A 14,206-nucleotide genomic window follows, 5' to 3' on the forward strand; every position below is an offset into this window, starting at 1 on the left:
GAAAGATCCCCCATGACCCCTACTCCTCATACCGCCTGGCGCCTGGCGCTGGGCCTGGCCTTTGCGGCCGCCCTGCCCGTTCAAGCCGACGACACCACCCTGACCGGCGACTGGGGCGGCCTGCGCCGCGAACTCGACGCGCAAGGTGTGCGCTTTACCGGTGACTACAGCGGCGAGACCGCCTACAACGCCCACGGCGGCCAGCACCGTTCGGCGCGCTACTCGCAAAACGTCAAGCTCGGCGTGCAGTTCGACCTGGGCAAGCTCTACGGTTTTACCAACGGCGACCGCATCCAGCTGACCATCAACGACCGACGCGGCAACAGCGCCTCCGAGGACCTGGTGGGCAACCGCCTGCCGATCCAGGAAAACTACGGCGGCCTCTACACGCGCCTCACCGAACTGAGCTACGAGCGCACGCTGTTCACCCCGGCGCTGAACCTCAAGCTGGGCTATATGGCCATGGGCAATGACCTCGGCGGTCTGGACAGCGGCATCCTGTGCAACTTCATGAACGCCGGCTTCTGCGGGCATCCGCTGAACATGTCCGGCGGCAGTGGCTGGGCCAACTACCCGAATGCGCACCTCGGTGCCCGGTTGAAGTACGACTTTTCGCCCAACTGGCAGCTGCGCGTGGCGGCGTTCAATGTCGACCCGTCCAGCAACGGCAACTCCAGCCGTGCCTGGCACCTGGGACCCAAGCACACCACCGGCACCGTGGTGCCCATCGAGCTTATCTACAAGCATGCGGGCGCACTGCCCGGTGAATACAAGCTCGGGTATTACTACGACAGTTCCGATGTAAAACGCATTGGCAGCAACAAGGACGTCAGCGGGCGCGGCGGTCACTACCTCTTGATCGACCAGGCTGTGTGGGCCTCACAATCATCCCAAGGCCGTAGCTTGCACGCCTTCGGCCAGTACTCCGCCGCCAGCCAAGCGGCCTCGCCGTTCACCAAGTGGTATGGCGCAGGCGTGGTGCTGTACAAGCCGTTCGAGGGTCGCCCGCGCGATACCGTCGCCCTGGGCTATGGCCGCGCGGTGCCGAACCCGCGCAGCCGTGATGTACAGGAGCTGGCAGCGTTCAACACCGGCACGGCCTATCCCGACCTGGACACGGCCGAACAGCTGATCGAGCTCAGTTATAGCTACCAGGCCACGCCTTGGCTGACCTTGCGCCCGGATGTGCAATACATCATCGAGCCGGGGGCTTTTTCCGGGGAGAGCATCGACAATGCGCTGGTGCTGGGCTTGCAGGTCAAAGCGGTGTTCTAGTTCGTGCCCTGCTGATACTGACGCGGCGTACAGCCAAATTCGCGGCGAAACACCGTATGCAGGTACTGCGCAGAGGTGAAGCCACAGCGTGCAGCAATGTCGGCAATCGCAAGGCTGTGGTTTTCCAGGCCTTTGGCGGCAGCGGCAAGTTTGAAGCGCAGAATCTCATCATGCACGCTGCAGCCGCGGGCCTTGCGAAAATGCGCTTCCAGGGACGAGCGGGAAACACCGACATAGGCCGCGACCTGATCGGTCTTGATGCCCTGGCAGGCGTACTGGCGGATAAACAACAAGGCCTGCATCACGTAAGGATTGCCCAGGGGTTGATGCAGGCTGGAGGCCTGCACGTTGATGGCGTCCGGCGGCACCAGCACCTGCGTGCCCGTGCAGGGTTTGCCGTGCAGCATCTGATGCAACAGCGCCGCAGCGGTGCGGCCCATGGTCTCGGTGCCCTGGATCACCGAACTGAGCGGCACCCGCGTGAGGGTACGGGTCAGCGGGTCGTTGTCGATGCCGATCAACGCCACCTCCTCCGGCACCGCAATACCCGCCGTCAGGCAGGCTTGCAGCAATTGCCGAGCGCGGGCATCGGTCACCGCGATGATGCCGATAGGCTTGGGCAAACTGTGCAGCCAGGCAATCTGCTGCTCCACCGCGCTGTCCCACAACGGCGCACTGGTGCCCAGGCCGCGATACACCTCTACCTGCAAGCCATCGCGCTGCATCAAGCGGCGAAAAGCTTTCTCACGCTCCTGGGCCCACCGATTGGCCTGGGCTTCGGGCAGGCTGAAACAGGCAAACCGCGTCAACCCCGCCTCCACCAGATGCTCGTAGGCCAGCTTCATCAGGGCATGGTTATCGGTGGCCACATAAGGAATGCCCTTGGGGTACTTGCTGACATCCTCATAAGACCCACCCACCGCCACCACCGGTATCCGACTCCCAGCCAGCGCCTCGCCGATCAGCGGGTCATCGAAGTCAGCAATGATGCCGTCCCCCTGCCAACGCTCGATACCGCGCAGGCGGCAGAGGAAGTCTTCTTCCAGGAACAGGTCCCAGGATGCGCGGGTGCTGCTCAGGTAATTGCCAATGCCGGCGATGATGCCGCGGTCGTAGATCTTGCTGCCGTTGAACAGCAAGGCGATGCGGTGAACGGGCGGTAGGGTTTTCATTGTTTTTGTCCTTAGGCCGGTAGGGACAGACTAACCCTCACCACTCAAAATCGCACTACACCTTGGTGATTTTCATAATCAGCCGCCCAGGTGCCATTGCTAGTATCCAGACACCGCCCAGAACAATAAGGAAAACCCCATGCCGTACTTCCCCGGTGTCGAGAAGGTGCGCTTCGAAGGCCCTGCCAGCACCTCTGCCCTCGCCTTTCGTCACTACGACGCCAACAAACTGATCCTCGGCAAGCCCATGCGGGAGCATCTGCGCATGGCCGCCTGTTACTGGCATACCTTTGTGTGGCCGGGGGCGGATATGTTTGGGATGGGGACGTTCAAGCGCCCGTGGCAGCGCAGTGGCGATCCGATGGAGGTGGCGATCGGCAAGGCCGAGGCGGCGTTTGAGTTTTTTTCCAAGCTGGGTATCGACTACTACAGCTTTCACGACACCGATGTGGCGCCCGAAGGCAGCTCGCTCAAGGAGTACCGCAACCACTTCGCGCAGATGGTCGACCACCTGGAGCGCCATCAGGAACAGACCGGCATCAAGCTGTTGTGGGGCACTGCCAATTGCTTCAGCAACCCGCGCTTTGCCGCCGGGGCCGCGAGCAACCCAGACCCAGAGGTGTTCGCCTTCGCCGCCGCCCAGGTGTTCAGTGCAATGAATGCCACGCTGCGCCTCAAGGGCGCCAACTATGTGCTGTGGGGTGGCCGTGAAGGGTATGAAACTTTGCTCAACACCGACCTCAAGCGCGAGCGCGAACAGCTCGGGCGTTTTATGCGCATGGTGGTTGAACACAAGCACAAGATCGGCTTCAAGGGTGACCTGTTGATCGAGCCCAAGCCCCAAGAGCCGACCAAACACCAATACGATTACGACAGCGCCACCGTGTTCGGCTTCCTGCATGAGTACGGCCTGGAACACGAAATCAAAGTGAACATCGAGGCCAACCACGCGACGCTGGCCGGGCACAGTTTTCATCATGAGATCGCCACCGCCGTGTCGTTGGGGATCTTCGGCAGCATCGACGCCAACCGCGGCGACCCGCAGAACGGTTGGGACACCGACCAGTTCCCCAATAGCGTCGAGGAGATGACCCTGGCCACCTATGAAATTCTCAAGGCGGGCGGGTTCAAGAACGGCGGCTATAACTTCGATTCCAAGGTGCGCCGCCAGAGCCTCGACGAGGTGGACCTGTTCCATGGGCATGTCGCCGCCATGGATGTGCTGGCCCTGGCGTTGGAGCGTGCGGCGGCGATGGTGCAGGACGACCGCTTGCAGCAGTTCAAGGACCAGCGCTATGCCGGCTGGAGCCAACCATTGGGCCAGGCGGTGTTGGCCGGTGAGTTCAGCCTGGAGTCATTGGCTGAACATGCCTTTGCCAACGCGCTGGACCCACAGGCGGTGAGTGGGCGCCAGGAGATGCTTGAAGGCGTTGTGAATCGGTTTATCTATCGGTGACATTTGCACGACAAATCTCTGCACAGAGCGTCGAGTGACGCTCTACAGTTCAACCCGCACCACGCTGTGTCTTTCCAACAACAATAAAAGGACGCACCACCATGAAGTCATTCAAACCTGCCCTGCTCGCCGCAGCCCTGGCACTGCTCGCCCTGCCGGTGATGGCCGACCCTGCGCACCCGAAAATCGGTTTTTCCATCGACGACCTGCGCCTGGAGCGCTGGTCCCGCGACCGTGATTACTTTGTTGCCGCCGCGCAGAAGCTCGATGCCAAGGTGTTCGTGCAGTCTGCCGATGCCAACGAGCAGAAGCAGATTGCCCAGATCGAAAACCTGGTCTCCCGGGGCGTCGATGTGATCGTGATCGTGCCGTTCAACGCCACGGTGCTGACCAATGCGGTGGCCGAAGCCAAGAAAGCCGGGATCAAGGTGGTGTCCTATGATCGCCTGATCCTCAATGCCGACATCGACGCCTATATTTCCTTCGATAACGAAAAAGTCGGCGAGATGCAGGCCAGCGGCGTGTTGCAAGCAGCGCCCAAGGGCAATTACTTCCTGCTGGGCGGCGCGCCGACGGACAACAACGCCAAGGTGCTGCGCGAAGGTCAGATGAAGGTGCTGCAACCGGCCATCGACAAAGGCGATATCAAGATCGTCGGCCAGCAATGGGTCAAGGAATGGAACCCCACCGAGGCCTTGAGCATTGTCGAAAACGCCCTGACCCGTAACGACAACAAGATCGACGCCATCGTCGCCTCCAACGACGCCACCGCCGGCGGTGCGATCCAGGCCCTGGCCGCGCAGAAACTGGCGGGCAAGGTACCGATCTCCGGCCAGGACGCTGACCTCGCGGCGATCAAGCGCGTGATCGATGGCACCCAGACCATGACCGTGTACAAACCGCTCAAGCTGATCGCCACCGAAGCGGCCAAACTTTCGGTGCAGTTGGCACGCAGCGAACAGCCGACCTACAGCTCGCAATACGACAATGGCAGCAAGAAGGTCGACACCATCCTGCTTACGCCGACGCCGTTGACCAAAGCCAACATCGACCTGTTGGAAAAGGACGGTTTCTACACCAAAGAGCAGATCGCCGGGCAATGACCGTGGCCGCCGATTACCTGCTACAAATGAACGGCATCGTCAAAAGCTTTGGCGGTGTCAACGCCCTCAACGGCATCGACATCAAGGTCAAACCTGGGGAGTGTGTGGGCCTGTGCGGTGAAAACGGTGCGGGTAAATCCACCTTGATGAAGGTGCTGTCGGCGGTCTACCCGCACGGCACCTGGGAGGGGGAAATCCTCTGGGATGGGCAGCCGCTCAAGGCCCAGTCCATCCGCGAAACCGAGGCCGCCGGGATTGTCATCATTCATCAGGAACTGACCCTGGTGCCCGACCTGTCGGTGGCCGAGAACATTTTCATGGGCCACGAACTGACCCTGCCCGGTGGGCGCATGAACTACCCGGCGATGTTGCACCGCGCCGAGGCGTTGATGCGTGAACTCAAGGTGCCGGACATGAATGTGGCGCTGCCGGTGTCGCAGTATGGCGGCGGCTACCAGCAATTGGTGGAGATCGCCAAGGCGCTGAACAAACAGGCGCGCCTGTTGATTCTTGACGAGCCCTCCTCGGCCCTGACCCGTGGCGAAATCGAGGTGCTGCTGGACATTATCCGGGGCCTAAAGGCCAAGGGTGTGGCCTGTGTGTATATCTCGCACAAGCTCGATGAAGTGGCGGCGGTGTGCGACACCATTGCAGTAATTCGCGACGGCAAGCACATCGCGACCACCGCCATGGCAGACATGGACATCCCCCGGATCATCACGCAGATGGTCGGCCGCGAAATGAGCAACCTCTACCCCACCGAGCCCCATGAGGTGGGCGAGGTAATTTTCGAGGCGCGTAACGTCACCTGCTACGACGTCGACAACCCCAAGCGAAAGCGCGTCGACGACATCTCCTTCGTGCTCAGGCGCGGTGAAATCCTTGGCATCGCCGGCTTGGTGGGGGCCGGGCGCACGGAGTTGGTGTCGGCGCTGTTCGGCGCCTACCCCGGGCGCTACAGCGCCGAGGTGTGGCTGGAGGGTCAGGTGATCGACACGCGCACGCCGCTCAAGTCGATCCGCGCCGGGCTGTGCATGGTCCCAGAAGATCGCAAGCGCCAAGGCATCATCCCCGACCTGGGCGTGGGCCAGAACATCACCCTGGCGGTGCTGGACACCTACGCGCACCTGACCCGCATCAACGCCGAAGCCGAACTGGGCAGCATCGACCAGCAAATCAGCCGCATGCACCTCAAGACCGCCAGCCCGTCGCTGCCGATCACCAGCCTCTCAGGCGGCAACCAGCAAAAGGCCGTGCTGGCGAAAATGCTGATGACCAAGCCCAAGGTGCTGATCCTCGACGAACCTACACGTGGCGTGGACGTTGGGGCCAAGTACGAGATCTACAAACTGATGGGCGCACTGGCGGCCGAAGGCGTGTCGATCATCATGGTGTCCTCGGAATTGGCCGAAGTGCTCGGCGTGTCCAACCGCGTACTGGTAATTGGTGACGGCCAGTTGCGCGGGGATTTCATCAATGACGGGCTCACCCAGGAACAGGTGCTCGCCGCTGCGCTCAGCCAAAACAATAACAATCGGAAGACCGCGTAGATGAATCAGGTCAAACACCTTTTTACCCGCTACAAGATGCTCGCGCTGGTGATCGCCGTGGCGTTCATCTGGTTGTTTTTCAGTTGGCAGACCGAGGGTGGTTTTCTCACCCCGCGCAACCTCTCCAACCTGCTGCGGCAGATGTCGATCACCGGGATATTGGCGTGCGGCATGGTGCTGGTGATTATCAGCGGCGAGATCGACTTGTCGGTGGGCTCGTTGCTCGGGCTGTTGGGCGGGCTGGCGGCGATTCTGGATGTGGTCTATCACGTGCCGCTATTGGCCAACCTGAGCCTGGTGGCGTTGTGCGGCTTGATGATCGGCTTGGCCAACGGCTACATGACCGCTTACCTGCGCATCCCCTCGTTCATCGTCGGCCTGGGCGGAATGTTGGCGTTTCGCGGGATTCTGCTGGGGATTACCGGCGGCACCACCATTGCGCCGGTGTCGCCGTCGCTGGTGTATGTGGGCCAGGGGTATTTGCCCCACAACGTCGGCATCGGGCTTGGCGTATTGTTGTTTGCCCTGACACTGTTCCTCACCTGGAAACAACGGCGCAACCGTGCGCTGCATGGGTTGGCCGCGCATTCACGGCTGCGCGATGCACTGCGCGTGGTGCTGATTGGCGCGGTGCTCGCAGGCTTTGTCACCACCCTCAACCGCTACGACGGCATCCCCGTGCCGGTGCTGCTGTTGCTGGCGCTGCTGGGGGTGTTCAGCTATGTCACGCACCAGACTGTGTTCGGCCGCCGGGTGTATGCGGTGGGCAGCAATATGGAGGCCACGCGGCTGTCGGGCATCAATGTGCAAGCGGTGAAACTGTGGATCTTCGGCATCATGGGCGTGATGTGCGCCCTCGCCGGCCTGGTCAACACCGCGCGCCTCGCGGCGGGCTCACCGTCGGCGGGCAACATGGGCGAACTCGACGCCATCGCCGCGTGCTTTATTGGCGGCACTTCGATGCGGGGTGGGTCGGGCACGGTGTATGGCGCGCTGCTGGGGGCGCTGGTGATTACCAGCCTGGACAACGGCATGTCGATGCTGGATGTGGACAGCTACTGGCAGATGATCGTCAAGGGCAGCATTTTGGTGCTGGCGGTGTGGGTAGACGTGAGTACGCGCTCGGGCAGGCGATAACTCGTCCGCCAGAACACCACCGATCACCTGTGGGAGCTGGCTTGCCTGCGATGGCGGTCTGTCAGCAGTAAAACGGTAGCTGACCCACCGCCATCGCAGGCAAGCCAGCTCCCACATTGATCGTATTGCACGCTTGGGTTAGTGGCATTTGGTCATGGTTTGTAAAGGGCCAGCAAGGCGTGTCCCTTTAAATTGCAGGACGTTTCCTAGACAATCCTTGCCGCCTTGTGCCTGCTGGAATCGGTGGCTAGTCTGCGGTCCGTCACTGCCAAATCAGTGATCGGGTTTAGTCGCCCGGATTCGAGCAAGCGTTTGGTCCCATAACGTTTTTATGGTGGCTGTGCGCGGGGCACCTTCGGGTGCGCCGGATGCTCTGGACCGGTCGACTAACCTGCGTACAGCCGCCACCCTACGTTTAGTCGCGAAGCGTGTCGGCTCCATGAACATTCCGGAGCTATACCATGAATAAAGTACTACCCGACCCACCCATCGATCCCGCAAAAGACCGCGCCGCGTTCAACCGCGCCATCGACCACTACCTGCCCACCCAAGGCTTCCACTGCGTCAACGAAGACCTGAGTTTCGAAGACGCCCTGCTCTACACCGCCAGCCTGCTCGACAGCGCTTCAGCCACAGCACTCGATTGCGGTGAGCTGCTGCAAAGCCCTGAACGGGCGAAGATCCTGGCCGTGTGGCATTTGCTGGAAATTGCAAAAACCACCGTAGATCGCTCCATCGAGTGCCTGACCTGCACAAAAGCCACTGCCTAAAGTCGATTAACACTGTGGGAGGGGGTTCTGCCTCCTCCAACATTTGCCCGCATTCCAAAACCCTGTATCGGTGGATTAATGCCACCCGGCAGCAAAATAGTCTGAAAAACTGTTAGTTCTCACAGGTGACGCCCAACGGTTTTAACGCAATGATTCAACAGCCCAACAGGGTTGCAGCCCGAACGGTTGAGACCGCACAACTGCAGAGCAATATGGCGCACGCAGTAACCGCAAGCGCACGTAACATTGAAGAGGGACCTTCAATATGGCAACGCCGGGATTGATCATTCTGATTACGGGTTGCTCCAGCGGAATTGGCTTTGCGCTGGCGACGGAGCTTCATGAACGAGGCCACCTCGTCTACGCGACTGCACGAGACATCACAGCGCTTGCCACCTTGGCGGCCCGTGGTTTGCGTGTACTGACATTGGACGTTACCGACTCGCAAAGCATCGCGGCTGCGGTTGAAAGAGTCGTTCAGGAACAGGGACGACTGGATATATTGATCAATAACGCCGGCTATGGCCAAGGTGGCGCGGTTGCCGATCTCCCAGCCGAGGCGTTACGGCGCCAATTCGAAACCAATGTCATTGCTCCCGTGCAGGTGGCGCGCGCATTCCTGCCGCTGATGCTATCGCGGGGACGAGGCCGAATTGTAAACATCGGAAGCGTCTCGGGTGTTGTCGTGACACCTTTCGCAGGTGCTTATTGCGCAAGCAAGGCCGCGCTGCATGCCCTTTCAGAGGCGATGCGAATGGAACTAACACCTTTTGGAATTGACGTCATCGTGGTGCAACCCGGCAAGGTTGTTTCCAACATCAGGGACTATGCCAGAGAGATTGTTATCTTACCTGCCGACTCCATATACGTTACGTTCCGGGAGCATCTACAAGACCGTGCGCGTATTTCGGAACAGGGAGCGATGCCGGCGAAGGACTTTGCCCGGCGCGTAGTAAGCGCCGTGTTGACTGAAGTCGCGCCTTTCGTTGTTCGCAGCGGTCCGTTGAGCTGCAAGTTGCCCTTACTCCAATGCTGGTTACCAAGGCGTCTGTTCGATAAAGCAATTCGAAAACTGTTCGGACTTAACTCAAAGCCCTCATTAAAAACCGACCCACCGCTCTAAACGCCCTTAAAACCTAGCCTCACACTCGTTCATCTGCCTGGTATATCTCATGAAAATTATCGGCATTTCAGGAACACTTCCGTCACGGCATGTTTCCAATCAGGACGTTCTCGACCTAGTGACTGAGCACTCCCAAAAAAACTTTGACGGCGATTTGCCGCATACGCTCATGATCATTGACAGACTACTCAAAAAAAATGGCACGGAGTCCAGGCAATGGCTAGCAGAAAACGAATCGCCAATGACCCTGATGGAAACGTCATTCGTTGAGGCTCTGAAACAAGCAAATATAGACAAAAAAGAGATTGACCTGCTGCTCTACTCAAGTATTTCCCGTGGTTTTATAGAGCCTGCAAACAGTACCTTTATCGCCAAAGCCCTTGGCCTGCAATGCAGAAGCCACGATGTGGTGGACGCATGCATGGGGTGGGTGACGAGCATGGATATTATCAATGACAAGATGAAAGCACAGACTATTCGATACGCGGCCATCATTAACATGGAATTCGGTGTCACGGCACCACGGAGTTTTGCCATCCACAATTTTGCGTTACAGTCCGCCTCCGAGCTCACTTACAAATTTCCAACGTACACTTTGGGAGAGGCAGTCACCGTTACAATACTCAGCAATGACTCGCCCGAAAATTTCACATTTAGTTTTATCAACCGGCCGGATTTAAGTGATCTGTGTACGATCCCTCTACCGGACTGGCAGTCCTTCTGCAACGATTCGGACATTGCGCGCATTGCGAGTGCAAAAGGAAAATTTCAACTAACGTCTTTTGGTGAGCACATGCATGAAACCGGCTTTAAAGAGTCCACTAAAATCCTCAATGAAGCGCACATTCAAAACAGTAAAATTGATTGTATTTTTACCCACACCTCCTCGCCAAGAGTAAATGAACTAATCTTACAGCCTCTCGGCATGGCGGATAAAGCTCATAAAATCGCGCACAAAACAGGCAATATAACCACCGCCTCTGCACCCTTTGGAATTGCGGATGCCGTTTCACAAGGCGTATTAACCAGGGGTAAGTCCTGTTTGAGCTGTATCGGAAGTGCAGGGATGGTGTTTTCAGCGATGACGTTCAATTTTTAATTACGGCCCAAAGGACTTCTTTACTCTCCTAACCAGTGAATTACTGGCATTTGGTCATGGTATGTAAAGGGCCAGCAAGGGGTGTCCCTGTAAATTGCAGGACGTTTCCTAGACAATCCTTGCCGCCTTGTGCCTGCTGGAATCGGTGGCTAGTCTGCGGTCCATCACTGCCAATCAGTGATCGGGTTTAGTCGCCCGGTTTGAGAACAGGCGCATGCTCCATGAAGCTTTATGGTGGCTGTGCGCAGGGCGCCTTCGGGCGCGCCGGGTTCCTGTTCTGTCCGGTCGACTAACCTGCGTACAGCCGCCACCTTTGTTTAGTCGCGAAAAGTGTCAACTCCTTGATATTCAGACAGGAACTACACTTCGAAGACGCCCTGCTCGACAGCGCCTCTGCCACGGCACTCGATTGCGGTGAGCTGCTGCGAAGCCCTGAACGGGCGAAGATCCTGGCGGTGTGGCATTTGCTGGAAATTGCAAAGACCACGGTAGATCGCTCCATCGAGTGCCTGACCGGTACCAAAGCCACTGCCTGACCGTAGGAGCGAGCTTGCTCGCGAAAAAATCACAGGCGCTGCGTTTCTTCAGGAAGCACGCGTTATCGTTGACGTTTTTCGCGAGCAAGCTCGCTCCTACAATGGGTGGGGGGACAGCCCACATAAGCCTCATTTTTCCCTCGGGTTATTGCGGATAAAAACTAAAAGTCCATAATGGACAAATTAGTTTATCCGGAGAACCCCATGTCCACGACGCCCCTCGTTATCGACCAGGCCCAGGCCCGTACCTTGCTGGCTCAAGTCGACGTGCCTTTGATCCTGCGCAAACTGTTCCGCGACCTCGCTGCCGGGCAAGCGGTGCAGCCGGCGCAACAGCTGGTGGCGTTTCCCGATGGCGCCGGGGACTTCATCAACTACCTGGGCGTATTGGCCGAAGACGGGGTGTACGGGGTCAAGACTTCGCCCTACATCGTGCGTGAACAAGGCCCCCTGGTGACGGCCTGGACCCTGTTGATGTCGATGCACAGCGGCCAGCCGTTGCTGTTGTGCGATGCTGCTGAATTGACCACCGCACGCACCGCCGCCACCACGGCCTTGGCGGTAGATGCGCTTGCCCCGGCGGCGGCGCAACGCCTGGCGATCATCGGCAGCGGCAAGGTCGCCCAGGCGCACCTGCATTATGTGCAGAACCTGCGCGACTGGCAGCAAATCCGCCTGTACTCGCCAAGCCTGGGCAGCGCCAGCGCCGAAACGCGTGCGCAGTTGGCCAGCCTGGACCCGCGCCTGAGCCTCGTCGCAAGCTGTGAGGCCGCCCTGGAAGACGCGGATGTGATCCTGCTGTGCACCTCCTCCGCCGGGCCGGTCATCGACCCCTCGCGCCTGAGCAAACCCGCGCTGATTACCTCCATCAGCACCAACGCGCCACGCGCCCATGAAGTGCCGCCGCACTGCCTTAACCAGATGCACGTGTTCTGCGACTACCGCCAGACCACCCCGGATTCGGCCGGTGAGATGCTGATCGCCAGCGAGCGGCACGGCTGGGACAAACGTACGATTGTCGGCGACCTGCCCGAATTGTTCAGCGACATGGCCCAACGCCCCGACTACGATCGTCACGTCTTTTTCCGCTCCATCGGCCTGGGCCTGGAAGACATCGCACTGGCTACTGCCCTGTACCAACGCCAACGCTAATCAGGAGAGTGTTATGCACCAGGCAGACTTCATCATTATCGGCGGCGGCATCGCCGGCGCGTCCACCGGGTTCTGGTTGTCGCAGCACGGCAAGGTTCTGGTGCTGGAGCGTGAAAATCACCCGGCCTATCACTCCACCGGGCGTTCGGCGGCGCTCTACACCGCCGCGTATGGCACCCCGCAAGTGCGGGCGCTGACCTTGGCCAGCCGGGCCTTCTTCGACCAGCCACCCGCAGGCTTTTGCGAACACCCACTGCTGACGCCCCGGGGCGAAATGACCGTGGATTTCAACGGTGACCCGGCCGAACTCGACAGCCAGTACCTGAGCGCCAAGGCCACCGTGGCGCAGGTGCAGCGCCTGACGGTCGATGAAGCCTGTGCACGCTTGCCGATCCTGCGCCGTGAAAAAGTCCACGGGGCAATCTACGACCCTACCGCCTGTGACATCGACACCGACGCCCTGCATCAAGGCTACCTGCGCGGTATCCGCCGCAACCAGGGCGAAGTGCGCACCGACAGCCATGTGCTGGGCTTGAGCCGCGACGCCGATGGCTTGTGGCAGGTGCGCACCCAGGATGCGACCTTCACCGCGCCGGTCATCATCAACGCCGCCGGTGCCTGGGCCGACCATATCGGCGGGCTGGCGGGCGCAGCGTCCATCGGCTTGCAGCCCAAGCGCCGCTCGGCCTTTGTCTTTGCTGGTCCCGAGGGCATGGACAGCCACGACTGGCCGATGTTGGTGGCCCTCGACGAAGCGTTCTACATGAAACCGGATGCCGGCATGTTCCTCGGCTCGCCGGCCAACGCCGACCCGGTAGAACCCCAGGATGTGCAACCCGAAGAGCTGGATATTGCCATGGGCATTTACCAGATCGAGGAAGCCACCACCCTGACCATCCGCCGCCCCACGCGCACCTGGGCCGGACTGCGCAGTTTTGTGCAGGACGGTGATTTACTGTCGGGCTTTGACCCGCAAGTACCGGGACTGTTCTGGGTGGCAGCGCAAGGCGGCTATGGTATCCAGACCTCACCCGCCATGGGCCAGGCAAGCGCCGCCCTGGTGCGCGGCGAACCGCTGCCGGAGGCACTGACCCGGTTCGGCCTGGACGCTGGTATGCTCTCCCCGGTCCGCCTGGAGCCCCATTGATGAACACCGCCGAACAAGACAAGGTCATGCAGAACTTCCGCGCGATTGCCGATGCAATCGCCACGTTGTTCTTTCCCCATGCAGAAGTGGTGCTGCATGACCTGCGCACGCAAACCGTGGATTACATCGCCAATAACCTGTCCAAACGCAGCCTGGGTGACGACTCGTCCCTGGAGGACATGCTCGACGGTGACGTCAGCGAGGTGAATATCGGCCCTTACGAAAAGCTCAACTGGGATGGCCAGAAAATCCGCAGCCTGAGCACCGTGCTGCACGACCACAAAGGGCGCAGGCTGGCTGTGTTGTGCATCAACCTGAATATTTCAATGTTCGAAACAGCCAAGGCGGCGCTGGATTTATTCCTGTCGCCAAGCAAGCTGATCGCACAGCCGGACGCGCTGTTCCGTGATGACTGGCAGGAACGCATCAACACCTTCCTGCATGCCTGGCTGCGCGAGCGTCAGTTGAGCCTGAACCTGTTGACCCGCGACCACAAACGCGAACTGGTGCTGGCGCTGCATGCCGAAGGCGCATTCAAGGGCAAGAGCGCCTCCAACTATGTGGCCAATGTGCTGGGCATGGGGCGAGCGACGGTCTACAAGCACTTGAAGGAACTCAAGGGTTGAGCCCTTTCTGACCACGGCGCCGATTCCCTGTGGGAGCTGTCGAGCCCCGGCGAGGCTGCG

The 14,206-nt window shown here is 59.7% G+C and carries 12 protein-coding genes and 1 pseudogene; 12 read left to right on the top strand and 1 reads right to left on the bottom strand.

The features are described 5' to 3' along the window. The first annotated feature begins 12 nt into the window (after positions 1 to 12). Positions 13 to 1,275, top strand: a complete 1,263-nt coding sequence (locus BT199_RS24500; protein ID WP_072435608.1) for a carbohydrate porin — start codon at positions 13 to 15, stop codon at positions 1,273 to 1,275. Here the strand turns inward: BT199_RS24500 and BT199_RS24505 are convergent. Then, positions 1,272 to 2,447 carry a XylR family transcriptional regulator gene (locus BT199_RS24505; RefSeq protein ID WP_072435609.1) on the bottom strand — a complete coding sequence of 392 codons (1,176 nt, stop codon included), beginning with the start codon at positions 2,445 to 2,447 and terminating at the stop codon, positions 1,272 to 1,274. The two genes, BT199_RS24500 and BT199_RS24505, sit on opposite strands and share 4 nt — an antisense overlap. A gap of 139 nt (positions 2,448 to 2,586) precedes the next feature. Here BT199_RS24505 and xylA point away from each other — a divergent pair, with 139 nt between their 5' ends. The 11 genes and pseudogenes from xylA to BT199_RS24560 all read left to right on the top strand — a co-directional run bounded on the left by xylA (position 2,587) and on the right by BT199_RS24560 (position 14,146). Further along, positions 2,587 to 3,903 (top strand): xylose isomerase, encoded by a 1,317-nt coding sequence (xylA, locus tag BT199_RS24510; protein WP_072435610.1) that lies wholly within the window; start codon positions 2,587 to 2,589, stop codon positions 3,901 to 3,903. A 101-nt stretch (positions 3,904 to 4,004) separates the two neighbouring features. Then, positions 4,005 to 5,006, top strand: coding sequence for a D-xylose ABC transporter substrate-binding protein (xylF, locus tag BT199_RS24515; RefSeq protein ID WP_072435611.1), 1,002 nt, complete (start codon positions 4,005 to 4,007; stop codon positions 5,004 to 5,006). Then, a complete protein-coding gene (gene xylG / locus BT199_RS24520; RefSeq protein WP_072435612.1) occupies positions 5,003 to 6,556 on the top strand; it encodes a D-xylose ABC transporter ATP-binding protein in 1,554 nt (517 codons plus the stop codon). The genes xylF and xylG overlap by 4 nt, the downstream gene beginning before the upstream one ends. Then, on the top strand, positions 6,557 to 7,693 hold the full coding sequence (locus BT199_RS24525) for a sugar ABC transporter permease (protein ID WP_014718057.1): 1,137 nt from the start codon (positions 6,557 to 6,559) through the stop codon (positions 7,691 to 7,693). 461 nt (positions 7,694 to 8,154) lie between these two features. Further along, entirely contained in the window at positions 8,155 to 8,463 is a 309-nt protein-coding gene (locus BT199_RS24530; RefSeq protein WP_057025343.1) for a DUF6124 family protein, read from the top strand. 265 nt (positions 8,464 to 8,728) lie between these two features. Beyond that, positions 8,729 to 9,586, top strand: coding sequence for an SDR family NAD(P)-dependent oxidoreductase (locus BT199_RS24535; protein WP_072435613.1), 858 nt, complete (start codon positions 8,729 to 8,731; stop codon positions 9,584 to 9,586). A 49-nt stretch (positions 9,587 to 9,635) separates the two neighbouring features. Continuing rightward, a complete protein-coding gene (locus BT199_RS24540) occupies positions 9,636 to 10,685 on the top strand; it encodes a 3-oxoacyl-[acyl-carrier-protein] synthase III C-terminal domain-containing protein (RefSeq protein ID WP_072435614.1) in 1,050 nt (349 codons plus the stop codon). 353 nt (positions 10,686 to 11,038) lie between these two features. Beyond that, positions 11,039 to 11,221 (top strand): annotated as a pseudogene (locus BT199_RS24545) (hypothetical protein); the annotation flags it as partial. Positions 11,222 to 11,425: 204 nt separating this feature from the next. After that, positions 11,426 to 12,373 (top strand): ornithine cyclodeaminase family protein, encoded by a 948-nt coding sequence (locus BT199_RS24550; protein ID WP_072435615.1) that lies wholly within the window; start codon positions 11,426 to 11,428, stop codon positions 12,371 to 12,373. 13 nt (positions 12,374 to 12,386) lie between these two features. Then, positions 12,387 to 13,520, top strand: a complete 1,134-nt coding sequence (locus BT199_RS24555) for an NAD(P)/FAD-dependent oxidoreductase (protein WP_014718055.1) — start codon at positions 12,387 to 12,389, stop codon at positions 13,518 to 13,520. Beyond that, on the top strand, positions 13,520 to 14,146 hold the full coding sequence (locus BT199_RS24560; protein WP_003190517.1) for a helix-turn-helix transcriptional regulator: 627 nt from the start codon (positions 13,520 to 13,522) through the stop codon (positions 14,144 to 14,146). Before BT199_RS24555 ends, BT199_RS24560 begins: the two co-directional genes overlap by 1 nt. Positions 14,147 to 14,206 lie beyond the last annotated feature (60 nt).

The sequence above is a fragment of the Pseudomonas sp. NFR02 genome (assembly GCF_900119375.1).
Taxonomy (GTDB): Bacteria; Pseudomonadota; Gammaproteobacteria; order Pseudomonadales; family Pseudomonadaceae; genus Aquipseudomonas; species Aquipseudomonas paracarnis.